The sequence below is a fragment of the Staphylococcus sp. 17KM0847 genome, from assembly GCF_013463155.1.
Lineage (GTDB): Bacteria > Bacillota > Bacilli > Staphylococcales > Staphylococcaceae > Staphylococcus.
The window spans coordinates 602,174-627,139 of sequence record NZ_CP040781.1; the positions used below are offsets into that span (position 1 = coordinate 602,174).

Below are 24,966 nucleotides of genomic sequence, written 5' to 3' on the forward strand. Positions count from 1 at the left end.
CATATTATATGCTCGAATATTCTTACACGCTATAACATAGTATGAGTTATGAGATTTGCATTAAACTTCGATAGCACCGTCTTTAGGTGTAAGAGGGTTTTGTTTATCAATATGGTCGTAGAACATAACACCATTAAGATGATCTAATTCATGTTGAAAAACAATCGCAGCATATCCTTTAAGACGTAAGTTGATTTCATTGCCATCAATGTCGAATCCTTTAATGGTAACACGATGATGACGGTGTACTAATCCGGGTACATCTTCATCTACACTTAGACAGCCTTCTCCCATTGGAAGATAAGCGTCTTGTACACTGTGACTCACAATTTTAGGGTTTACAATTGCTAAGTCATAAGTATTGCCGTTGCCATCATCTGGAAGATAAACAGCAAACATACGCTTAGATACATTAATTTGTGGTGCTGCAATGCCAACGCCACTTCTCAATTTATATTTTTCTGCCATCTCAGGATCTTGACTATTGCGTAAAAAAGTTTGCATATCTAATAAAGTTTGACGTTCTTCATCTGTGAGGGGGAAAGTTAACGCTTCTGCTTTTTGTCGAAGTGTTGGATGCCCATCACGAATAATATCTTTCATTGTTAACATATTGACACCTTCCTTAACTAACAATATACCAAAAATTGATGAGAGATAATAGAATATTTACTTCTGATTTCATTCTAGTGGGATAATAAATCTCTACTCAATATTTTGAGTTGATACTTTTACAGGGATGTTTGTTTTTACCATAAATTCTCAATATGTTTGATTTATAATGCACTTTTCACTAAAATTACCAATGACAATAAAGGAGGTATATTAAAGCAATGAAAGGGAAGAAAACACTTGGCATCGCATTGGCAGCAACGATACTTTTAGCAGGATGTAACAAAGATGATGAGCACATAGAGAAATATAGTGAAGGATTAAATCAGTTACAAAAAGCTGAAGCACCTATTCAAAATGTAAATAAAGAAATGAATAAACTAGAGAAAGAAAAAGAAAAAATTTCTAAGGAAGTAAGTGGGAAAAATATTAATAGTGTTCAGGAGCAAGTGAAGGCATTTTTGGATAACGCAAATAAACGTGAAGCACAGTTGAAAAAAGAAGAGGAGGCAATGGATAAGTCTCAACAAGCTTTTAATCAACTCAAAAAAGCATCAAGTAAAATTGAAGATAAAGATGACAAAAAAGAATTCGACGAACTCAATAAAGCATTAGAAGAAAAATATAGTAAACATGAAGGGTTTTTAGAGGGGTATCAAGCAGTCATTACTAAAGAAAAAGACCTGTTTAATTATTTCCAAAATGAATCTGGTACACAGGAAGAAATAGATAAGAAATCAGAGGCATTAAGCAAAGCACAAAAAGACATGAGTAATAAAGTGAAAGCGTATTCCAAAGCCATTCGAAATGTACAAACAGAGAAGAGAGACGTTGATGAATTGATAAACAACTAGACTATAACAGTTTTGGTTTATAACTATAACAGTTCTTGGAACTGTAATGGTATCAACTATTACAGAACTTGAACAAAAACATTTAACAGTTATACAGTTTTGTGGTACACTAAATTAAGATGAAATATATAAACGGGAAAGGTATGGTGAATTGCATGGCTGCTAAGTTAAAAGCCCAATTCGATGCAGAGCAAGTATTGAAAGATACTGAGTCGAAGTTTGAAATGGTACAAATCTTAGATACAGATGGTAATGTAACTAATGAAGATTTGCTACCAGATTTATCAGATGAACAATTAGTTGAATTAATGAGAAGAATGGTATGGACACGTATTTTAGACCAACGTTCAATTTCATTAAACAGACAAGGACGCTTAGGTTTCTATGCGCCAACAGCTGGTCAAGAAGCATCTCAACTTGCTTCACAGTTTGCTTTAGAACAAGAAGATTTCATTCTTCCTGGTTACCGTGATGTACCACAGTTAATTTGGCACGGTTTACCATTAACAAAAGCATTCTTATTCTCACGTGGACACTTTGTAGGTAACCAAATGCCTGAAGGTGTTAATGCGTTAAGCCCACAAATCATTATCGGTGCACAATATATTCAAACAGCAGGTGTTGCTTTAGGTCTTAAAAAACGTGGTAAAAAGGCTGTTGCAATTACTTACACTGGTGACGGTGGTTCTTCACAAGGTGACTTCTATGAAGGTATTAACTTCGCGTCAGCTTACAAAGTACCAGCAATCTTTGTAATTCAAAACAATAACTATGCCATTTCAACACCACGTGATAAACAAACTGCAGCACAATCATTAGCACAAAAAGCAATAGCAGTTGGTATCCCTGGTATCCAAGTTGATGGTATGGATGCATTAGCTGTATATCAAGCAACAAAAGAAGCACGTGAACGCGCTGTGGCAGGCGAAGGCCCAACATTAATCGAAACAATGACATATCGCTATGGTCCTCATACTATGGCTGGTGACGACCCAACGAAATACAGAACTTCTGATGAAGACTCAGAATGGGAGAAAAAAGACCCACTTGTACGTTTCAGAAAGTTCTTAGAAAACAAAGGTTTATGGTCTGAGGAAAAAGAAAACGAAGTTATTGAACAAGCTAAAGAGCAAATCAAAGCTGCAATTAAAGAAGCAGACAACACTGAAAAACAAACAGTGACTTCATTAATGGAAATTATGTATGAAGATATGCCTCAAAACCTTGCAGAACAATATGAAATTTACAAAGAGAAGGAGTCGAAGTAAACCATGGCACAAATGACAATGGTTCAAGCGATTAATAACGCGCTAGCAACTGAACTTAAAAACGACGAAAACACTTTGATCTTTGGTGAAGACGTTGGTGTTAACGGTGGTGTATTCCGTGTAACTGAAGGTTTACAAAAAGAATTCGGTGAAGACCGAGTATTCGACACACCTTTAGCTGAGTCTGGTATCGGTGGTTTAGCGTTAGGTCTTACAACTCAAGGCTACCGTCCGATTATGGAAATTCAATTCTTAGGATTCGTATTTGAAGTATTTGACTCAGTAGCAGGTCAAATTGCACGTCATCGTTTCCGTACAGGTAACTCAAAAGCAGCACCTGTAACAATTCGTACACCATTTGGTGGTGGGGTTCATACACCTGAACTTCATGCTGATAACTTAGAAGGATTGCTTGCACAATCTCCGGGTCTTAAAGTTGTTATTCCTTCTGGTCCATATGATGCAAAAGGTTTATTAATTGAAAGTATCCGTAGTAACGATCCAGTTGTATATCTTGAGCATATGAAATTGTATCGTTCATTCCGTGAAGAAGTTCCGGAAGAAGAATATACAATCGAACTTGGCAAAGCAAGTGTAAAACGTGAAGGTACAGACTTAACAATTATTGCTTACGGTGCAATGGTTCAAGAAGCAATGAAAGCTGCTGAAGAACTTGAAAAAGAGGGTCATTCTGTTGAAGTGATTGACTTGCGTACTGTTCAACCATTAGATATTGATACACTTGTTGCTTCAACACAAAAAACAGGTCGTGTTATTGTAGTACAAGAAGCACAAAAACAAGCAGGTGTTGGTGCAAATGTTGTAGCTGAACTCTCTGAACGTGCGATTCTTTCATTAGAAGCGCCAATCGGACGTGTAGCAGCAGCAGATACTGTTTATCCATTTACACAAGCTGAAAATGTTTGGTTACCAAACAAAAATGATATTGTTGAAAAAGCAAAAGAAACTTTAGAATTTTAATAATAAATCTATTTGATTTGTGTGTAATTCACTCACGACTATGAAATTGGTAGTTGTGGTGTGTTGATAAAAGTTAGCTCGCTTCGTAAAAGCACTTACACTTGTAAAGTGACTTAGCATTAGCGAGCTGCTTTTGAGATGTGATTATACATGTTACAATAGAAAGTGTTATTAAAGTAATAAGTAATAATAGAGATTCCTTATGATGAATTCAGCGGATAAAAATTTGATTTAAATTAGGAGGAAACAACGTGGCATTTGAATTTAAATTACCAGATATTGGTGAAGGTATCCACGAAGGTGAAATTGTAAAGTGGTTTGTTAAATCTGGAGATACTATTGATGAAGATGATATTCTATGTGAAGTACAAAACGACAAATCAGTTGTTGAAATTCCATCTCCAGTAGCAGGAACAGTAGAAGAAGTATTAGTAGAAGAAGGTACTGTAGCAGTTGTTGGTGACACAATTGTTAAAATCGATGCGCCTGACGCAGAAGGTATGCAATTTAAAGGCGGACATGACGATGATGCTTCAAAAGAAGAAGAAGCTCCAAAAGAAGAAGCTAAATCTGAAGCACCTGCTGCCCCTCAAGCAGATGTTGAAGTTGATGAAAATCGTATTGTAAAAGCTATGCCTTCAGTTCGCAAATATGCACGTGATAACAATGTGAATATTAAAGCTGTTAATGGTAGTGGTAAAAATGGTAGAATTACTAAAGAGGACGTAGATGCCTTCTTAAATGGTGGTGGACAAGCAGCTGCTACAACAGAAACAGCATCAACAGAATCTACTGAATCAGTTGCATCAGCAACTTCTGCAGCACCAGCAGCATCTGTTGAAGGTGAGTTCCCTGAAACAACAGAAAAAATCCCTGCTATGCGTAAGGCGATTGCAAAAGCAATGGTTAACTCTAAACATACTGCGCCTCACGTGACATTAATGGATGAAATTGATGTTCAAGCATTATGGGATCACCGTAAAAAATTCAAAGAAATTGCTGCTGAACAAGGCACAAAACTTACATTCTTACCATATGTTGTAAAAGCATTGGTTTCTGCACTTAAAAAATATCCAGCACTTAACACTTCATTTAATGAAGAATCAGGTGAAGTTGTACACAAACATTACTGGAACATTGGTATTGCAGCAGATACTGAAAGAGGTCTTTTAGTTCCTGTTGTAAAACATGCAGATCGTAAGTCTATGTTTGCTATTTCAGATGAAATTAATGAACTTGCTGTGAAAGCACGTGATGGTAAGTTAACTTCTGACGAAATGAAAGGTGCAACATGTACAATTAGTAATATCGGTTCTGCTGGTGGTCAATGGTTTACACCAGTTATTAACCATCCAGAAGTTGCAATCTTAGGTATTGGTCGTATTGCACAAAAACCTATCGTTAAAGATGGTGAAATTGTTGCAGCACCAGTATTATCATTATCATTGAGCTTTGACCACAGACAAATTGACGGTGCAACTGGTCAAAATGCTATGAACCACATTAAGCGTTTATTAAACAATCCAGAACTATTATTAATGGAGGGGTAAAATATGGTAGTCGGAGATTTTCCAATTGAAACAGATACTATTGTTGTCGGTGCAGGTCCTGGTGGATATGTCGCAGCAATTCGTGCAGCACAATTAGGTCAAAAAGTAACAATCGTTGAGAAAGGTAACCTTGGTGGTGTTTGTCTTAATGTTGGTTGTATTCCATCAAAGGCACTTCTAAATGTTTCTCATCGTTTTGAACAAGCACAACACGGTGAAGAACTAGGTGTTAAAGCTGAAAACGTAACATTAGACTTTGATAAAGTACAATCTTTCAAAGGTTCAGTTGTTAATAAGTTAACTGGCGGTGTTGAAGCACTACTTAAAGGTAACAAAGTTGAAATTGTTAAAGGTGAAGCATATTTTGTAGATGGTAATAGTCTACGTGTTATGGATGATAAGAGTGCTCAAACATACAACTTTAAAAATGCAATTGTTGCAACTGGTTCACGTCCAATCGAAATTCCAAATTTCAAATTTGGTGGTCGTATATTAGACTCTACGGGTGCATTAAACTTACAAGAAGTACCGAAAAAATTAGTTGTTGTAGGTGGCGGTTACATCGGTTCTGAGTTAGGTACAGCATATGCTAACTTCGGTACAGAAGTAACAATTCTTGAAGGTGCAAAAGAAATCCTTGGTGGTTTTGAAAAACAAATGGTTGCACCAGTTAAGAAAAATATGAAAGCTAAAGGCATGACAATTGAAACAGAAGCTTTAGCTAAATCAGCTGTAGAAACAGATAATGGCGTAACAGTAACATATGAAGTAAAAGGTGAAGAGAAAACAATCGATGCTGATTATGTATTAGTTACGGTAGGACGTCGTCCAAATACAAGTGAATTAGGCCTAGAAGAAGCAGGCGTTAAATTAACAGAACGTGGCTTAGTTGAAGTTGACAAACAAGGTCGTTCTTCAGTAAGCAGTATCTATGCAATTGGTGATATTGTACCGGGTCTACCATTAGCACATAAAGCAAGCTATGAAGCAAAAGTGGCAGCTGAAGCCATTCAAGGTCAAAATGCCGAAGTAGACTACATCGGAATGCCAGCAGTATGCTTTACTGAGCCAGAATTAGCTCAAGTAGGATATACAGAAGCACAAGCTAAAGAAGAAGGTATCGAATATAAAGCGTCTAAATTCCCTTACCAAGCAAACGGTCGTGCATTATCATTGAACGACACAAATGGTTTTGTTAAGTTAATTACGCTTAAAGAAGACGATACATTAATCGGTGCACAAGTTGTAGGTACAAGTGCATCTGATGTTATTGCTGAATTAGGTCTTGCTATTGAAGCGGGTATGAATGCAGAAGATATCGCATTAACAGTTCATGCACATCCAACATTAGGTGAAATGAGCATGGAAGCAGCCGAAAAAGCAATCGGTTTACCAATTCATACAATGTAGTGTTTATATACTCAAAGAGACTGGGCAAAATGTGCCTAGTCTCTTTTTTTATAATCATTTACTAAGGAAGGAGATTTATAGTGGAATATCAGTATCCTATCGATGTTGAATGGACACAAGAAGAAATGTTAACAGTCATTCGTTTTTTTAATGCAATAGAAGCATATTATGAAAGTTCTATTCAAAAAGCTATCTTGATGTCTAATTATCGTGAATTTAAAAAAGTTGTTCCAGGAAAAGCAGATGAGAAAAATATTTTTAATACATTCAAAAAATCAAGTGGTTATGATAGCTATATGGTTATAAAACAAGCGAAAGATTCACCAGATGACAAAGTTTTATCTTATCATTAAAAAAAGGTTGTAATTAGAGCTGTATTTTGTTATTTTTATTAAGCGTTAAACAAAATGTTTAGTAAAAGTAAACTTAATGCAGCTTTTTTTAATAAAATTAAGGAAACGAGATAGTAGGATTGGACTTGGTAAAAGCTGTCCTAAATCAGTGAGTAAATATTTGTAGATGGCAGTAGATATCTCAAGTGAAAAAGTGTTTTAACAAGCTTACGTCGCTTTTAGTCATATTTAACGGAGTAGGATGATGAAATCTTTTTGTAAAAATGAGTTTTCTCTCCTGCTCTCTATTTCGTTTTGATTGTGCATGAATATAGGTGAGTACATGGAAATAGGGCAAAAAATAAAAAATTTAAGACATCTAAAAAATTTGACACAAGAAGAGTTGGGAGAACGTACAGATCTTTCTAAAGGTTATATCTCACAAATAGAAAGTAATAAGACTTCACCAAGTATGGAAACATTTTTGAATATACTCGAGATACTTGGTACAACGCCACGTGATTTTTTTGAACAGCAACAAGTGACAAAGGTACATTATCCCGAGGCAGAACAATTAACGTATGATGAAAGTGAGAAAGGCTATTTTTTGCAGTGGCCTGTCCGAACGTCGAATGAATTTGAAATGGAACCGCTATTGTTAACATTGCAACCAAGCTCAGCATATAAAGCGTTTGAACCTTCTATGTCAGATACGTTTATCTATTGCTTAGAAGGTGTTGTTACACTAGCTTTGGGAGATGACATCTATCAAGCTAATGTTGGAGATGCATTGTATTTTAAAGCCAATAGTGTCCATAGGTTGTCCAATACAGGAAAAACAGAAGCGCGCATATTAATTGTAGCGACATCATCTTATTTATAGGAGGAATGTATGTGGCATCATTATTGAGATTCGAACAAGTGACAAAGCGTTACGATGATACAGTCATTTTAAATGAGATAGATATTGAAATTGAATCAGGTTATTTTTATACAATTTTAGGTCCTTCAGGTTGTGGGAAAACAACAATATTAAAACTGATTGCGGGATTTGAAACGCCTGATGAAGGGAATATTATATACCTTGGTGAACAAATTAATCATTTACCTGCAAATAAGCGCCAAGTCAATACAGTATTTCAAGATTATGCTTTATTTCCACATCTCAATGTTTATGACAATATTTCATTTGGTTTAAAGCTAAAACAAATGGATAAACAAGTCATTGATTTAAAAGTGAGAGATGCATTGAAGCTCGTGAAATTAGATCAGTATATGTACAGTTCAATACAAGCACTAAGTGGAGGACAAAAGCAAAGAATAGCCATTGCCCGAGCAATTGTAAATGAGCCAGAGATTTTATTACTAGATGAGTCTTTATCAGCACTTGATTTAAAGTTGCGTACAGAGATGCAATATGAGCTTCGAGAGTTGCAGTCAAGGTTGGGCATTACGTTTGTTTTTGTAACACATGATCAAGAAGAAGCACTTGCGTTGAGTGATTATATTTTTGTTATGCGTGAGGGCAAGGTTGAACAATTTGGTACACCGATTGATATTTATGACGAGCCTGTCAATCGTTATGTTGCTGATTTTATTGGTGAATCCAATATTATTGAAGGGACCATGGTAAGAGATTTTGTTGTTAATATTTATGGTCAAGATTTTGAATGTGTGGATCAGGGGATTGCGTCTCATACATTAGTAGATGTTGTGATTCGCCCGGAAGACATCGCATTAGTTTCAGATCAGGAAGGTTTGTTTCATGGTACAGTGATTTCTACTTTATTTCGCGGTGTCCATTATGACATTATTTGTGAAGATCGCAAAGGTTATGAGTGGACGATACAATCTACAAAAAATGCAGAAATTGGTTCGCGTGTGGGTCTACATTTCGAACCTGAAGCCATTCATATTATGGTTCCGGGTGAAACAGAAGAAGAGTTTGATGCACGTATAGAAGGCTATGGAGATGGTAATGATGAGACAACTTAATCGCTGGTTGGCAATCCCATATTGGTTGTGGATGATCGGTTTTATTATTATTCCAATGATATTATTAGTTTATTTCTCATTTCTGGATACAGAAGGCCATTTTTCGCTTATAAATTATAAGCAGTTTTTATCATGGCATTATATGAAAATGCTTGCCGAATCCATTTTATATGCTGCAATCATTACAATTGCATGCTTATTCGTAAGTTATCCAGCCGCTTACTTTATTCATCAATCTTCTCATGCTGCAACATGGTTATTGGTTATGATTATTCCGACATGGATCAATCTACTACTCAAGACATATGCATTTATTGGCATTTTAAGTCATGATGGGTTTATCAACCAATTATTAGGCATTGTAAATGTTCCAGCACAATCTATGTTATTTACAGCACCTGCTTTTATCATTGTTGCTGTATATATCTATTTACCTTTTATGTTATTGCCTATTTATAACAGTATGAAGGACATACCAGATCAACTCTTTTTTGCTGCTCAAGATTTAGGTGCAGGTACTATAACAATTGTGCGTAAAGTCCTATTGCCATTAACAATTGAAGGGATTAAAACAGGTATTCAAGTAACATTTATTCCAGCATTATCGCTATTTATGATTACACGTTTGATTGCTGGGAACAAAGTGATTAATATTGGTACAGCGATTGAAGAGCAATTTTTAGTTATTCAAAACTTTGGAATGGGATCAACAATCGCACTCTTCCTTGTGTTATTTATGATGCTCGTTATGATTTTAACACGCACTAAAAAGCAAGGAGGAAATGTACGATGAAGTGGTACGGTAAAATATATTTATATGCTTTATTAGTCGTTTTGTATTTCCCTATTTTTATTTTAATTTTTTATTCTTTTAACAGCGCGGGAAATATGACTAGATTTGAAGGTTTTACATTTGAACATTATACAGCACTTTTTGCGAATAAACGATTATTACAGGTAGTATTTAATACGATTGCAGTTGCGCTAATTTCAGCTGCTATTTCAACAGTGATCGGTTTATTTGGTGCGCTGGTGCTTTATCAAATACGTCGTCAAATGCTTAAAGTCTCGCTACTAACACTTAATAATGTACTCATGGTATCATCTGATGTTGTGATTGGTGCGTCTTTTTTGATTATGTTTACAGCGATAGGTCATTATACAGGTTTGGGTTTAGGTTTGACATCAGTGTTGATTTCACATATTGCTTTTTGTATTCCAATTGTAGTTATCGTGATTTTGCCTAAACTTTATGAAATGAATGATTCAATTATACAAGCTGGACGAGATTTAGGTGCAACAGAATGGCAGTTGCTCACAAAAATTTTAATCCCCCAACTGATGCCGGGTATACTCGGAGGATTTTTTATGGCATTGACCTATTCGCTTGATGATTTTACAGTGAGCTTTTTTGTTACAGGAAACGGTTTTAGTGTACTCTCTGTTGAAATATATTCAATGGCACGTCGAGGTGTAAGTATGGAGATTAACGCCATATCGACATTATTATTTGCCTTTATCATGGTTGGGATTGTCGTCTATCAATTGCTACAACGTTATCAGCGTAAACAACTTGTTAAAAGACGGGAGATGTCACTATGAAACAATTCATTCAACTTATCGGTGGGGCATTAGCTATTGGTTTGGTGAGTTTAGGCGTTGGCTATTGGATGAGTCATGATGATGTGAATCAGCAACGTGAAAAATTATATGTATACAATTGGGGGGAGTATATTGACCCACAACTCATTAAACGATTTGAAAAAGAAACGGGTATTCGAGTGATATATGAAACGTTCGACTCGAATGAAGCGATGGAAGCCAAAATACGCAATGGTGGAACGAATTATGATGTCGCTTTTCCAAGTGACTATACCATTGAAAAAATGCGTAAAGAAGATTTGTTATTGCCCCTAGATCATAGCCAAATCACGAATATAGAGCATTTAGATAAGCGTTATATGAATCAAGCATTTGATCCAAAGAATAAATATTCAATGCCGTATTTCTTTGGAACGGTTGGTATTTTATATGATAAAGATAAATACCCTGATATGACATTTGAGCATTGGTCAGATTTAAAAGATCCTCGTTTGAGCGAAGATGTTATTTTAGTTGATGGTGCAAGAGAAATGATGGGCGTAGGTTTGAACAGTTTAGGTTATAGCTTAAATGATAAAAATAAACAGCATCTTGAGGAGGCTGAAACACATTTAAAAAGCTTTAGTCCTAATATACGGGGTGTTGTTGGAGATGAAGTGACGATGATGTTAGAACAGCGTGAAGCGAGTGTAGCAGTGATGTGGAGTGGTTCAGCTGCTCCATTATTTCAAGAGGATCAACGTTTTGATTATGTCATCCCTAAAGATGGTTCTAATTTGTGGTTTGATAATATGGTCATTCCTAAAACAGCGCAAAATGTTAAAGGGGCACATCAGTTTATGAACTTTATGTTAGATCCCGAAGTGAGTCGTCAAAATACAGAATGGGTAGCTTATGCAACACCAAATAAAACAGCACGCCAAATGTTGCCTCAAGAGGTTAGAAATGACACACGTGTTTATCCAACCGAAGAGACACAAAGGCGTTTGGAAGTTTATAAAGATTTAGGTTCGGATATACTAAGTGAGTATAATGAGCGTTTCTTAAACTTTAAGATGGATTTATAAAAATAGTTATTGTATTTAAGATAAGATATAATAAAAGAAGAAACAACAAGGAGTGACGTTATGACAGGAGAGGTATATACGCAAATTCAACGCCCTGTAAATCGACTTGCTGAAAAAATAATGGGGTGGCTAAGTTGGCTGTTATTACTTGGTACAACGATTATTGCTATGTTTTTTGGGCTTGTGCTATTTAGTAACGAAAATTCTATTCAAAGTTTAGAAGTAGAAATTGCAAACAGCACAACATTTCAAAATATATTGACTAATTATAATATGACAGCAACAGAGCTAGTGATTCATTTACAAAATGGTGTATGGGCATTCATCGTTTATCTTATTGTTTGCTTATTGATTTCATTTTTAGCGCTTATTTCAATGAGACATAGAGTGATTTCGGGCTTATTGTTTTTAGTCGTTTCGATATTAACATTACCACTTATTGTTGTGTTAGTCCCTATCTTTTTCTTTATTATTGCGTTGATGATGTTCAGTCGAAAAGAACGCTTAGAAACAGTACCTGTATACAATGCACCATTATTTACAGACAACCCAGTGTACGAACAATCACTAGAAAAAGATCAAGAAAAGATACAACGAGAACCAGCGACGAACGTACAATACGATCAGGATGAGGAACCTGCTATATTATCACGCTCTGCTAAATATCATCATAAACAAGAGCAGGAAACAACTCAAAGTACGCAGACAGAGGATCGTTTAGATGATACAGCGGTGCATAGTGAGGAAACAGTTACCAAAGATAAAGTACATGATAATGCAACAGATTCTGTACAGCAGGAGAAGTATGCATATACGTATGATACACACGAAGCAAATCAACAATTAACACAGGCAGACTTAAAGCAACAAAAGAAAGAAGAAAAGGCACAACAAAAAGAGGCACGTAAGGAAGAGCGCAAAGCACGTAAAGCATATTTAAAAGAACAACGTAAAAACAAACCGAGTGCAGCATCACAGCGTCGTCAAAACTATGAAGACCGCATGAAGGTTAATAAGGAACGTGTAGAGCAAGAAAAAGAAGGATCAAACAAAGAAAAATCATAACAGCATATGGCTTGCAAATATTCAAGGTGAATAGCTGGATTGAAAAGGGAGTTTTAGTAATCTTTTCAGTCCAGTTTAGTTTATTAATAAAAAATTTTTAAAGATAGTTAAATTGGAGAAAGCTAGAGATACAAAGAATATGTTTATTTTAACTTATAATTTTTACGAATAATCGTTTCATCATTGATTCATATTAAATATATCTATAAAAAATTGATGTTCAAATATGTTTTAAATATAAAAATAGGGTAATATAATGAGTAAAAAGGAGGATAATAATGTCAGAAAATTATACGTATCAAACACATAACAATAACGATATAGAAGCACCCCGCCAAACAGAGCAGTCGTCAATACACCACAAACCATCAAAGCCTTTTAAAAGAACTGCTGAAAAGGTTTTGACATGGATTGGTATTGTACTACATGCTATTTGGATGGCGATTATTGTTGGATTTGGTTCAATGATGCCAAAGTTATTGCAAGAAAATGAAGAAATACGTCAAACGATTATAGAACAGGGACAAGATCCAGATCAATTGGCTACTCAAAGTGCGAATATTGGTGGAACTTTTGGTACGATGGTGATTCCGCTGATTTTAGCATTAGTTGCAGTATTTTTACTACGCAAACGTATTTTATCAGGTGTATTATTATTACTTGCATCTTTAACAGGATTATTTTTAAGTGGTAGCTTTATTGCTGCCGTACTGTGGTTAATTGCAGCCATTATGCTATTTGTGCGTAAACCTAAAAACCTTGATCAACAGTATATGGTTAACCAAGGTATAAACGATGGATGGAATGACACCATCAAATAGCGATATGAAGCGTATAGCATGTAATTTAGAATCTGAACGATCAAAAAGATTTTAAATTGCATAGGCTATACGCTCTTTTTAGGTTATTATGTTTTAATGGTAAAACTTTAGCAGATAGTCAAAAGTTTCTTCTAAAAATGTAAGGAAAGTCTTATCACTTTTGAGTTCAGGTGCATCGGGGTGTAGAGAGCGTGCAACAAAAAATTCTCCCTTTTTGACATTTTTAGTGCGTGTAATCCCTTTTTGAACATCGTCTATGGAGAGATGACTCAGTTTAGATTTATCAGGCTTTGTATGATCTAACGAAATTTGAAAATCTGATGGTAGTGCGCATAATGTTTCAATACGTTTTTCAAAAACTTCAACATCTTGTGCTTTGTTTGAGTTTTCATGCATCATTCCATACATCACAAAAAGATGGTCTTCAAAAAGTCCGATTTGAAAGTGAGGGAGCATTTTGTAACCACGAGCATTTGTGGCGATAGCGACCCATGTATCTTTAGGGGGATTAACAGTGCGGCGTGCATGTTTTGCAACGTGTGGATAGAAAGTTTCTCCTGTAACAGTTTCTAAATATTCCGCAAAATAGTCACCAAGTGCGTGGAGTTGAGGGCGAATATGTTTATCAAGTGCTGCCATACGTTCTGTTAGTCCCTCTACTTCAAAAACTTTAAAATCTTGTGGGTGAAATGTATATTGTGTCATAATACGCCCCCTTTAATTCTATACATTATAAAGTGATTTTATTGTAGCATAATTCCAATGTTTACTACATTTATATTGTACAAATTTCATGTATAATGAATATAATAGGAGTGAGTCAAATGCATTTATATGATTATGCGAAAAGCCTCGTTTTAGAAGCAGGAAATAACATTCGCAAGTGGATGAATGAAACATTAGATATTGAAACAAAGTCTAATCCTAATGACTTAGTAACGAATGTAGATAAAGCGGTAGAACAGTTTTTAGTAGAACAAATACAAAGAACGTACCCTCGGCATCGTATTATTGGTGAAGAAGGACATGGACATGAGATCATAGCAACGGATGGTATTGTATGGGTTATTGATCCAATTGATGGTACATTAAACTTTATTCACCAAGGTGAAAATTTTGCTATATCTGTTGGTATATTTAAAGATGGTAAGCCATATGCGGGATTTGTATATGATGTGATGTCGGATGTCCTTTATCACGCTAAATCTGGGCAGGGTGCGTATAGAAATGAGCAACGACTTGAAATGATTGAAAATACAAATTTAGCACAAAGTATTGTAGGCTTAAACGCAAACTGGTTAGCAGGTAAGAAGATCAGTCCAGTGTTACAGCCAGTTATTCGTGAAGCAAGAAGTACGCGTGCATATGGATCAGCAGCATTAGAGATCGTTCACGTTGCTACGGGTCAACTGGCTGCATATTTAACACCGAGGTTACAGCCATGGGACTATGCAGGGGGGATTATTATTTTAGAGGAAGTGGGAGGTGTTGCGACTAATTTTTTAGGTACGACACTTTCTATTACACAACCGAACTCTGTTATTGTGGCAAATAAAGCAGTACATAAAGAAATTATGACCCAATATATGTATGAATATCGTGACCTTTTGAATCAATTGCATGAAAAATTCCGAAAATAGAAAAACAGCAGTTTAATGAGCAAGGTTTCCATTAAACTGCTGTTTTTCTATTTTATAACCAATCATTTTCACGATATTTCTTTTTTAAAGTAAAACCACAGCCAAATGTAACGAGCATTAGCAAAAATGTAACAATCATCCAAAAGATATTTCCAGCGCCAATGGCAAAGCTAAACAGGGTCAAAAAGATAACTGCGATAATTGCTAAAATGAAGAAAATAGTTTTAGATTTTTGCATATATATCCCACCTAATTGTTTCATCACTTTACATATATGATATAATAAACAAGTTACAAAAGAAAGTGGCAATTTACTCATGAAAGGAATTACAGTATGACAAGTAGAAGAGAAGATGTACGCAATATTGCGATTATCGCTCACGTAGACCATGGTAAAACAACATTAGTGGATGAATTATTAAAACAATCAGGTATTTTCCGTGAGAATGAGCATGTTGAAGAACGTGCGATGGACTCAAATGATATTGAAAGAGAACGTGGTATTACAATTTTAGCCAAAAATACTGCAATTAATTATAAAGGGACACGTATTAATATTTTAGATACACCGGGACATGCTGATTTTGGTGGTGAAGTTGAACGTATTATGAAAATGGTTGATGGGGTTGTTTTAGTTGTAGACGCATATGAAGGAACAATGCCACAAACACGTTTCGTATTGAAAAAAGCATTAGAACAAGATTTAAAGCCTGTTGTTGTTGTAAATAAAATCGATAAACCTTCTGCACGTCCAGAAGGTGTTGTAGATGAAGTATTAGATTTATTTATCGAGTTAGAAGCCAACGATGAACAATTAGAATTTCCAGTTGTATACGCTTCGGCAGTGAATGGTACAGCAAGTCTTGATTCAGAGCAACAAGATGAAAATATGCAATGTTTATATGAAACGATTTTAGATTATGTACCTGCACCTGTTGATAATCGTGATGAACCTTTACAATTCCAGCCTGCACTTTTAGACTACAATGACTATGTGGGACGTATCGGTATTGGTCGTGTATTCCGTGGTACGATTAAAGTAGGCGATAATGTGTCACTATTAAAATTAGACGGTTCAGTGAAAAACTTCCGTGTTACAAAAATATTTGGTTTCTTTGGATTGAAAAGAGAAGAGATTCAGGAAGCCTATGCTGGTGACCTTATTGCTGTCTCAGGTATGGAAGATATTAACGTAGGTGAAACGATTACACCTCAAGATAATCAAGAAGCACTTCCAGTATTGCGTATTGATGAACCCACGTTAGAAATGACATTCCGTGTAAATAACTCACCTTTTGCAGGACGTGAAGGACAATTTGTAACAGCACGTCAAATACAAGAACGTTTAGATACGCAATTAGAAACAGATGTTTCACTTAAAGTTACACCAACAGATTCGCCAGACGCATGGACTGTTGCTGGACGTGGTGAATTACATTTATCTATTTTAATTGAAAATATGCGTCGTGAAGGTTTTGAATTACAAGTATCTAAGCCACAAGTGATTCTAAAAGAAATTGATGGTGAATTGCACGAACCTTTTGAACGAGTACAAGCAGAAGTACCTGAAGAGTATGCAGGAGCGATTATTGAATCTTTAGGACAACGTAAAGGTGAGATGGTCGATATGGTTACAACGGATAATGGCTTAACACGTCTTATTTTTAATGTACCTGCACGTGGCTTAATCGGTTATACAACAGAGTTTATGTCTATGACACGTGGTTATGGTATTATTAACCATACTTTTGATGAGTTTCGTCCACGTATTAAAGGTCGCTTAGGCGGTCGCCGCAATGGTGTACTTGTTTCGATGGATCAAGGTAGTGCAAGTGAATATGCAATCTTAGGTTTAGAAGACCGTGGAATTAACTTTATGGCACCGGGTACAGAAGTGTATGAAGGAATGATCGTCGGTCAAAACAATCGTGAAAACGACTTAACAGTTAATATTACAAAAGTAAAACATCAAACGAATGTACGTTCAGCAACAAAAGATCAGACTGAGACAATGAAAAAACCACGTATTCTATCATTGGAAGAGGCTTTAGAATTTATTAATGATGATGAACTTGTAGAAGTAACACCAGAAAATGTTCGTTTGAGAAAGAAAATTTTAAATAAAGGTCAACGTGAGAAAGAAGCAAAAAGAATTAAACAAATGATGGAAGATAATGCGTAATCGTTAGAGGTGTGATTCAATTTTAGAGTTTAGTTGTTAAAAAAGCTATAGATATAAGTATAAGTGTTGATACAACTGAAGTTGTAGTTGACTACCTTATTAATCATTAAATAAGAAACCTATTTTCAAGTTAAGCACATAGTTTGATTTGAAAATAGGTTTTATTTATGATGTGTAAATGCAAGATATACAAATTATACTTTTAGCAGGAATAGAAACAATCTGTAAAACGTTAATCATAAGATGGTTAACGTTATCTAGGAGGAATGACAATGAATGAACAATTTAAATCGCTTTTTGAACCTTTGACACTGACGCACGGTAGTACGTTAAAAAATCGTTTTGTCTTAGCACCATTGACACATACTTTATCCCATGAAGATGGAACAGCATCTGATGTAGAAGTATCGTATATTGACTCACGCACAAAAGATGTTGGTTTAGCGATTACTGCTGCAAGCTATATCAATGTTCAAGGACAAGCTTTTCCGGGACAACCTTCAATTTCAAAGGAAGCTGATCTTGAAGGATTGCGTAGAATTGCTAAGACTATAAAGGCAAACGGCGCTAAAGCTGTTGTTCAAATTCATCACGGTGGTGTTAAAGCATTGCCACACCTCGTACCTAATGGAGAAGTGAAAGGACCCAGTGCAGTAGAAACAACAGGTTTTGGGCAAAAACACCCTCATGCTGCGCGTGAAATGACAGTAGACGAGATAGAGCAAGCCATTCATGATTTTGGATATGCGACATCTCTAGCGATTCAGGCGGGTTTTGATGGTGTTGAAATTCATGGAGCCAATCATTATTTAATTCACCAATTTGTATCTCCATATTATAATCGTAGAACAGACAAATGGGGTGATCGACTACGCTTTGCATTGGCTGTTGTGGATGAGGTGTTACGTGTTGTGAAAGAAGAAGCACCAGAAACATTTATTATTGGCTATCGCTTTTCACCTGAAGAAGCAGAAGATCCAGGCATTACAATGTCAATTACAAAAGCGTTGATAGAAGCATTATTAGATAAATCACTTGATTACTTGCATGTGTCACTTTTGGATATTCAATCAGTTGTAAGAGAAGGAGAATATAAAGATCAATCACGTCTTGGATTGTTATTAAAGTGGATTGATCAGCGTGTGCCGCTTATTGGGGTAGGTTCAGTATTTAGTGCACAAGATGCATTAGCTGCAAGATTACAAGGCACACCGTTAATTGCATTAGGGCGTCCGTTATTATTTGATTCGAATTATGTTAATAAAATAGAAACAGGACGAGAAGATGAAATTGTAGGGTACTTTGATGCGCGTCGTTCAGACAAGCATGAGTTACCAGATGCGCTGTGGCAAGCATTTGCATCGGGTATGTATCCTGCGCCCAATCGATAATTATAGTGAACATCAAAAGCCATCAACACACTTTATTTGAAGGGTTGATGGCTTTTATCTTTTATTGATCTAGACGTTGATTTTCTTTATGAATAGGTTCTGAATACATGACGTGTTGTCGTTGCCTTGGTGTATCAAGCCGACTTTTGCATTCATCACACATAAAAGTTCGAATAGGGTTATTTTTAAGACGTTTAGCAAGCAATGTATTTTCGTCAAGTAAAACTTCAGTATCACAAATTATACATGTGACCCTTCGCATAGGTTATAGCACCTCAATATGTGTGACGTGATGAAAGGTATAGCGATAGCCCTCTTCTGGCGAATAAACAAAGCTATCAACGCCATTATCTTCATATAGACGTTTACCATCTTTTGCAAATTGAAAGAAAAGGTAGGGCAATAAGTTGAAAGGAATATCAATGTGTTGTTCGTCATTGGATAGGCGAATTGTCGAAGCACTGTTATAAGGTTCTGCATTTTTAAAGAACGGTGTCATATTGATAACAAAAGACTCCTGTAAAACAGCACGTTTTTTATAAGCGATTTCAGAATTGAGCGTAGGTGGGTTTGTCTGCCCTTCTAAAATAGCTCTATTCCATTCACGATTATCTTCGAATTTGATAGGCTTTTCACCTTTAAAAACGCCCTTTTCCAAGTCGTCAATTGTGACTTTACGATCGTCAAAAATCCAAGTTGTACTATCTAATGTAATTGGAAATTTTACAGCACCTTTAATTTGAATCATATTTATACACTCCCTCAATATAACTTCTTTTATTTTATCATACTTAACATAGTAGCAACGCCAAATTTACTTGCTTTTTAAAAGGTGATAGGATAGAATTTTTGTATAGAAGCAAATAAATAGGGGGAGTATGTCATGAGCAATCAGCAAAATTTAAGAGTTGTAGCATATGACCAGTTGAATCAAGATGCTGAACGTATTTTACATTTAATTAAAGTTCAAATAGATAATTTAACATTACCACAATGTCCTTTATATGAAGAGGTATTGGATACGCAAATGTATGGTTTACAAAAAGAGGTGAACTTCGCGGTCAATTTAGGATTAGTTGATCAAGAAGACGGTAAAGCATTAATGTTAAGACTTGAAAAAGAATTATCAAAATTACATGAAGCATTTATGCGCGTATAATAACTTCAATATGTAAGTTGAAGTATTGTTAGTTACAATCGGGTACTCGTATAAGATATAAATGTTACGAATTGGATGAATTAAATATATGAATCATATAAAAAAACTTTTTCGATATATTTTGAGATATTCTAAATATATCGATTTTCCATTATTACTCGCATATCTTGCACTTTGTTTAATAGGTTTGACGATGGTTTATAGTGCAAGTATGGTAGCAGCAACAAGAGGAACATTAACAGGTGGGATACCTGTATCAGGCACTTACTTTTATATGAGACAGCTCGCATACGTTATTTTTGGATTTATCATTGTATTTTTTATAGCGTATGTGATGGATGTACGTATTATTCAAAACCGAAATGTGCAATTAGGGATGATGGGGATTATCTTACTCCTACTTTTTGCAACATTAGTTTTAGGTGTTGAAATCAATGGCTCTAAAAGTTGGCTCGATTTGAGATTTATGAATTTACAAGCATCTGAGTTGCTCAAAATTGCAATTATTTTATATGTCCCCTATATTATTGATCGTAAAAAAATACAAATACAGCGAGACCCTATGGTCATTATTACACCTATTATTTTCGTAGGATTTATGATTGGTCTTGTGCTTTTACAAAAAGATGTAGGGCAAACATTATTAATTGCTGCGATTTTCTTTTGTATTATTGTATATTCTGGAATTGGTGTTAAAAATTTATTGAAGATTGCAATGTACTCTATCCTAGGCTTAATTACAGTAGTGATTTTTATTGTAATTTTTCGTGTGAATATATTACCTGCTTATTTAACAGCGAGGTTTAGTGCTTTAGAAAATCCATTTAACTACGAATCAGGAATCGGTTATCATTTAGCTAACTCATTGTTGGCAATTGGTAATGGTGGATTATTCGGACGAGGCTTAGGTAATAGCGTAATGAAGCTGGGTTACTTACCAGAGCCACATACTGATTTTATTTTTGCAGTTATATGTGAAGAATTAGGATTTGTCGGTGCACTTATCGTTCTTGGATTGATTTATTATATTGTTTATCGTGCTTTTGATCTTGCTTCTCGAACAACATCATATTTTTATAAGTTAGTATGTGTAGGTATTGCAAGTTATATCGGTATTCAAGCATTTGTTAATTTAGGCGGTGTATCAGGTTTAATTCCATTAACAGGTGTTCCATTACCTTTTATTAGTTTTGGTGGTTCATCTATGATTAGTTTAAGTATTGCAATGGGATTATTATTAATGATTGGTAAGCAAATTAAATATGATGAAGCCAAACAGCACTATTATGAGAAATATCATCATCAATAGATATATTTATCATGTGCGACCCCAGTCACTTTTATTTGAAGTGATTGGGGTCGTATTTTTAATATTAAATTTTTTGACAATTCGCTCTTATCGTTTTAAAATATAGTTATCGATTATTTAATTTTATTGAGTTAAATAACTAAAACTTATCATTACAAACTGATTTTAATGAAATAGTGTTCATTGAAAAAGTACAATTACAAAGATACATCAATTAGGGGGCTGACATGATGAAACGTATTAATAAAGTTTTAGTTGCGAATAGAGGAGAAATTGCAATTCGCATTTTTAGGGCAGCGACAGAATTAGATATACAAACAGTAGCGATTTATTCAAAAGAAGATATGCGTGCATTACACAGATATAAAGCAGATGAAGCATATCTTGTTGGAGAGGATCTTGGTCCAGCAGAGTCTTACTTGAATATCGAACGTATTATCAAAGTTGCAAAAGAAGCAGGGGTTGATGCGATTCATCCCGGATATGGCTTTTTAAGTGAAAATATGCAGTTCGCTAAACGATGTAAAGAAGAAGGAATTATTTTTATTGGTCCTGAATTAGAACATTTAGATATGTTTGGTGATAAGGTTAAGGCGCGTACAACTGCTATAAAAGCCAATTTACCTGTTATTCCCGGAACGGATGGCCCGATAGATAGCTTAGAGGAGGCACATTTGTTTGCGAATAAAGTGGGCTATCCATTAATGATTAAAGCAACGAGCGGTGGTGGTGGTAAAGGTATGCGTATCGTGTACCAAACATCAGAACTAGAAGAAGCGTATACACGTGCCAAGTCAGAAGCTGAGAAATCTTTTGGTAATAGTGAAGTGTATATTGAGAAGTTTATAGATGAACCGAAACATATTGAGGTTCAGATATTAGGAGATACGTATGGTAATATTGTACACCTGTTCGAACGCGATTGTTCTGTACAACGTCGTCATCAAAAAGTAGTTGAAGTTGCGCCATCTGTAAGTTTGCCAGAGCAGCTGCGTATTGAAATTTGTCAAGCAGCCGTAGATTTAATGAAACAGATTGGTTATACCAATGCAGGAACTGTGGAATTTCTCGTATCTGGAGAGGATTACTATTTTATTGAAGTCAATCCACGTATCCAAGTAGAACATACGATTACAGAGATGATTACGGGTGTGGATATTGTAAAGACACAACTTTTAATTGCAGATGGTGCAGCATTGCATGATGATAGAATTGCACTGCCACAACAGACAGCAATTCAAACGCTTGGTTATGCTATACAATGTCGTATTACAACAGAAGACCCAACACAAGATTTTATGCCTGACACAGGTCGTATTGTGGCATATCGTTCAAGTGGCGGATTTGGTGTTCGTCTTGATGCAGGAGATGCTTTTCAAGGCGCAGAAATTTCACCTTACTACGATTCCCTTCTTGTGAAAATTTCTACACATGCGATTCATTATAAAGAGGCACGTGAAAAAATGTTACGTTCATTACAAGAAATGCGTATTCGTGGTGTTAAAACCAATATTCCATTTTTACATAATGTAATACAACATCCACAATTTGCATCAGGAGATTATACAACTCGATTTTTAGAACAAGTGCCTGATCTTTTTGTGATACAGCCGTCTAGGGATAGAGGCACAAAAACACTCGAATATATTGGTAATGTAACGATTAATGGTTTTCCAAGTGTTGAAAAACAGTTGAAGCCTCATTTTGAACGTACTGATATTCCGAAAGTTAAACAACATGAAATTGCTCAACTAAGCGGTACAAAACAATTATTGGACGAACAAGGACCAGAAGCTGTGGCACAATGGGTTAAAGCACAAGATGAGGTTCTTATTACAGATACAACATTTCGTGATGCGCATCAATCTTTATTAGCAACGCGCGTGCGTACACATGATTTGTTACAGATTGCACCTCATACAGCACGTGTTATGCAGGATAACTTTTCATTAGAATTATGGGGTGGTGCAACGTTTGATGTCGCATTTAACTTTTTAAAAGAAAACCCTTGGGAGCGACTTGCCAAGTTAAGAACCGCTATTCCAAATGTATTGTTTCAAATGTTGTTACGTGCTTCCAATGCAGTAGGTTACAAAAATTACCCAGATAATGTTATTCAGAAATTTGTAGAGGAAAGTGCTGCTGCAGGTATAGATGTCTTTAGAATTTTTGACTCATTAAACTGGGTTGAACAAATGAAAGTGGCAAATGAGGCTGTCCAACGTGCTGGGAAAATCTCAGAAGGAGCGATTTGTTATACGGGAGATATTTTAAACACAGAACGTTCAAATATTTATACATTAGATTATTATGTTCAACTTGCTAAAACATTAGAGCGTGAAGGATTCCATATGTTAGCAATTAAAGATATGGCAGGCTTATTAAAACCACGTGCAGCATATGAATTAATTGGTGAATTAAAAGCAGCAGTGGATTTACCTATACATTTGCATACGCATGATACAAGTGGTAATGGTATTTTAACGTATAATCAAGCTATTGATGCTGGTGTAGATGTTATTGATACAGCCGTTGCAGCAATGTCTGGTCTTACAAGTCAGCCAAGTAGTAATTCATTATATTATGCAATGAGTGGTTTTTCACGTAAGATTCGTATGGATATTGAGGGACATGAACGATTGTCACATTATTGGGATGGTGTAAGACCTTATTATAAAGACTTTGAAAGTGATATGAAGTCTCCGCACACAGAAATTTATCAACATGAAATGCCTGGAGGTCAATATTCTAACTTACGACAACAAGCGAAAAGCATAGGTTTGGGTGAGCGTTTTGGTGAAGTTAAAGATATGTATCGTCGTGTAAACTTCTTATTTGGTGATATTGTAAAAGTCACACCGTCATCAAAGGTCGTAGGAGATATGGCACTTTATATGGTACAAAACAATCTCGATGAAAGACAGATTTTGTCAGAAGGTTACAAACTTGATTTTCCAGACTCGGTCGTCTCATTTTTTAAAGGAGAGATTGGTCAACCAGTAAATGGTTTCAACAAACAACTGCAAGATGTTGTATTAAAAGGTCAATCTCCGTTGACAGCTCGTCCAGGTGAATATCTTGAATCTGTTGACTTTAATAAGCTAAAGGAGATACTGCAAGAAAAACAACAAAGCAAAGTAACAGAGCAAGATGTTGTAAGTTATGCATTGTATCCAAAAGTGTATGAGCAGTACATACAAACTTTCGAAAACTATGGTAATATCTCTTTATTAGATACGCCAACTTTCTTTTATGGTATGCGTCCTAATGAAACGATTAAAATTGAAATTGATAGAGGTAAGATACTTGTGATTACATTACAAGCGATAACACAACCAGATGAAGCAGGTATGCGTACAGTATTTTTTGAGATGAATGGTCAAGCACGTCACATTCAAATAAAAGATGAAAATATACAGGCAACACACCTTTCAAAAACTAAAGCAGATAAAGGTAACCCTGAGCATATTGGTACACAAATGCCTGGTACAGTAGTTGAAGTTAAAGTGTCAGTAGGTGAAGTTGTAGAAGCGGGTCAGTCATTAATTATTACAGAAGCAATGAAGATGGAAACAACGGTACAAGCGCCATTCAAAGGTGTTGTTAAAGCAGTACATATTCAAAATAATGATAACATCGAAACAGGAGATTTATTAATAGAGCTGGAAAAAGAAGCATAGTATATAACAAAAGCGATTGTTACCCTAAAAAGGATAGCAATCGCTTTT

At 35.5% G+C, this 24,966-nt stretch carries 24 protein-coding genes; 19 read left to right on the forward strand and 5 right to left on the reverse strand.

What is annotated here, in order from left to right:
- Positions 1–60: 60 nt before the first annotated feature.
- A complete protein-coding gene (def, locus tag FGL66_RS02880; protein WP_180810112.1) occupies positions 61–612 on the reverse strand; it encodes a peptide deformylase in 552 nt (183 codons plus the stop codon).
- A gap of 221 nt (positions 613–833) precedes the next feature.
- Between def and FGL66_RS02885 the strand changes: the two genes are divergently transcribed.
- The 13 genes from FGL66_RS02885 (at position 834) to FGL66_RS02945 (ending at position 13,557) form a co-directional block, all read left to right on the forward strand.
- On the forward strand, positions 834–1,466 hold the full coding sequence (locus FGL66_RS02885; RefSeq protein WP_180810113.1) for a YkyA family protein: 633 nt from the start codon (positions 834–836) through the stop codon (positions 1,464–1,466).
- 155 nt (positions 1,467–1,621) lie between these two features.
- The gene (gene pdhA, locus FGL66_RS02890) at positions 1,622–2,734 is read left to right on the forward strand and encodes a pyruvate dehydrogenase (acetyl-transferring) E1 component subunit alpha (protein ID WP_180810114.1); all 1,113 of its coding nucleotides are present in this window, start codon (positions 1,622–1,624) and stop codon (positions 2,732–2,734) included.
- Positions 2,735–2,737: 3 nt separating this feature from the next.
- Positions 2,738–3,715, forward strand: coding sequence for an alpha-ketoacid dehydrogenase subunit beta (locus FGL66_RS02895; protein WP_180810115.1), 978 nt, complete (start codon positions 2,738–2,740; stop codon positions 3,713–3,715).
- Between the two features lie 251 nt (positions 3,716–3,966).
- A complete protein-coding gene (locus tag FGL66_RS02900) occupies positions 3,967–5,265 on the forward strand; it encodes a dihydrolipoamide acetyltransferase family protein (RefSeq protein WP_180810116.1) in 1,299 nt (432 codons plus the stop codon).
- A gap of 3 nt (positions 5,266–5,268) precedes the next feature.
- The gene (gene lpdA / locus FGL66_RS02905; protein WP_180810117.1) at positions 5,269–6,675 is read left to right on the forward strand and encodes a dihydrolipoyl dehydrogenase; all 1,407 of its coding nucleotides are present in this window, start codon (positions 5,269–5,271) and stop codon (positions 6,673–6,675) included.
- Positions 6,676–6,755: 80 nt separating this feature from the next.
- Complete coding sequence (locus tag FGL66_RS02910; protein WP_180810118.1) at positions 6,756–7,028, forward strand: UPF0223 family protein; 273 nt, start codon at positions 6,756–6,758, stop codon at positions 7,026–7,028.
- A gap of 322 nt (positions 7,029–7,350) precedes the next feature.
- Positions 7,351–7,890, forward strand: a complete 540-nt coding sequence (locus tag FGL66_RS02915) for a helix-turn-helix domain-containing protein (protein WP_180810119.1) — start codon at positions 7,351–7,353, stop codon at positions 7,888–7,890.
- A gap of 11 nt (positions 7,891–7,901) precedes the next feature.
- On the forward strand, positions 7,902–9,002 hold the full coding sequence (locus tag FGL66_RS02920; RefSeq protein WP_258007301.1) for an ABC transporter ATP-binding protein: 1,101 nt from the start codon (positions 7,902–7,904) through the stop codon (positions 9,000–9,002).
- A complete protein-coding gene (locus tag FGL66_RS02925; protein ID WP_180810121.1) occupies positions 8,989–9,795 on the forward strand; it encodes an ABC transporter permease in 807 nt (268 codons plus the stop codon). Before FGL66_RS02920 ends, FGL66_RS02925 begins: the two co-directional genes overlap by 14 nt.
- The gene (locus FGL66_RS02930) at positions 9,792–10,604 is read left to right on the forward strand and encodes an ABC transporter permease (protein ID WP_180810122.1); all 813 of its coding nucleotides are present in this window, start codon (positions 9,792–9,794) and stop codon (positions 10,602–10,604) included. The genes FGL66_RS02925 and FGL66_RS02930 overlap by 4 nt, the downstream gene beginning before the upstream one ends.
- Positions 10,601–11,671 (forward strand): ABC transporter substrate-binding protein, encoded by a 1,071-nt coding sequence (locus FGL66_RS02935; protein WP_180810123.1) that lies wholly within the window; start codon positions 10,601–10,603, stop codon positions 11,669–11,671. Before FGL66_RS02930 ends, FGL66_RS02935 begins: the two co-directional genes overlap by 4 nt.
- A gap of 60 nt (positions 11,672–11,731) precedes the next feature.
- A complete protein-coding gene (locus FGL66_RS02940) occupies positions 11,732–12,736 on the forward strand; it encodes a DUF4064 domain-containing protein (protein ID WP_180810124.1) in 1,005 nt (334 codons plus the stop codon).
- Between the two features lie 278 nt (positions 12,737–13,014).
- Positions 13,015–13,557: a DUF4064 domain-containing protein gene (locus tag FGL66_RS02945; protein ID WP_180810125.1), complete on the forward strand. Its 543-nt coding sequence runs from the start codon at positions 13,015–13,017 to the stop codon at positions 13,555–13,557.
- 93 nt (positions 13,558–13,650) lie between these two features.
- On the opposite strand, the gene FGL66_RS02950 is transcribed toward FGL66_RS02945, so the two are convergent.
- A complete protein-coding gene (locus tag FGL66_RS02950) occupies positions 13,651–14,262 on the reverse strand; it encodes a YktB family protein (RefSeq protein WP_180810126.1) in 612 nt (203 codons plus the stop codon).
- 119 nt (positions 14,263–14,381) lie between these two features.
- Here FGL66_RS02950 and FGL66_RS02955 point away from each other — a divergent pair, with 119 nt between their 5' ends.
- Positions 14,382–15,197: an inositol monophosphatase family protein gene (locus FGL66_RS02955; protein ID WP_180810127.1), complete on the forward strand. Its 816-nt coding sequence runs from the start codon at positions 14,382–14,384 to the stop codon at positions 15,195–15,197.
- 52 nt (positions 15,198–15,249) lie between these two features.
- Here FGL66_RS02955 and FGL66_RS02960 read toward each other — a convergent pair whose 3' ends face one another.
- Positions 15,250–15,441, reverse strand: coding sequence for a DUF5325 family protein (locus FGL66_RS02960; RefSeq protein ID WP_258007315.1), 192 nt, complete (start codon positions 15,439–15,441; stop codon positions 15,250–15,252).
- 90 nt (positions 15,442–15,531) lie between these two features.
- Between FGL66_RS02960 and typA the strand changes: the two genes are divergently transcribed.
- Together typA and FGL66_RS02970 are read left to right on the forward strand one after the other, a co-directional pair.
- Positions 15,532–17,379 (forward strand): translational GTPase TypA, encoded by a 1,848-nt coding sequence (gene typA / locus FGL66_RS02965; RefSeq protein ID WP_180810129.1) that lies wholly within the window; start codon positions 15,532–15,534, stop codon positions 17,377–17,379.
- Between the two features lie 272 nt (positions 17,380–17,651).
- A complete protein-coding gene (locus FGL66_RS02970; protein WP_180810130.1) occupies positions 17,652–18,770 on the forward strand; it encodes an NADH-dependent flavin oxidoreductase in 1,119 nt (372 codons plus the stop codon).
- A gap of 61 nt (positions 18,771–18,831) precedes the next feature.
- On the opposite strand, the gene FGL66_RS02975 is transcribed toward FGL66_RS02970, so the two are convergent.
- Positions 18,832–19,032, reverse strand: coding sequence for a DUF2197 domain-containing protein (locus FGL66_RS02975; RefSeq protein WP_180810131.1), 201 nt, complete (start codon positions 19,030–19,032; stop codon positions 18,832–18,834).
- 3 nt (positions 19,033–19,035) lie between these two features.
- Positions 19,036–19,518 carry a hypothetical protein gene (locus FGL66_RS02980; protein WP_180810132.1) on the reverse strand — a complete coding sequence of 161 codons (483 nt, stop codon included), beginning with the start codon at positions 19,516–19,518 and terminating at the stop codon, positions 19,036–19,038.
- Between the two features lie 135 nt (positions 19,519–19,653).
- Here FGL66_RS02980 and FGL66_RS02985 point away from each other — a divergent pair, with 135 nt between their 5' ends.
- The 3 genes from FGL66_RS02985 to FGL66_RS02995 all read left to right on the forward strand — a co-directional run bounded on the left by FGL66_RS02985 (position 19,654) and on the right by FGL66_RS02995 (position 24,918).
- The gene (locus FGL66_RS02985; RefSeq protein WP_180810133.1) at positions 19,654–19,929 is read left to right on the forward strand and encodes an Fpa/YlaN family protein; all 276 of its coding nucleotides are present in this window, start codon (positions 19,654–19,656) and stop codon (positions 19,927–19,929) included.
- A gap of 88 nt (positions 19,930–20,017) precedes the next feature.
- Complete coding sequence (gene ftsW / locus FGL66_RS02990; protein WP_180810134.1) at positions 20,018–21,238, forward strand: cell division peptidoglycan polymerase FtsW; 1,221 nt, start codon at positions 20,018–20,020, stop codon at positions 21,236–21,238.
- Between the two features lie 230 nt (positions 21,239–21,468).
- A complete protein-coding gene (locus FGL66_RS02995; RefSeq protein WP_180810135.1) occupies positions 21,469–24,918 on the forward strand; it encodes a pyruvate carboxylase in 3,450 nt (1,149 codons plus the stop codon).
- Positions 24,919–24,966: the final 48 nt, after the last annotated feature.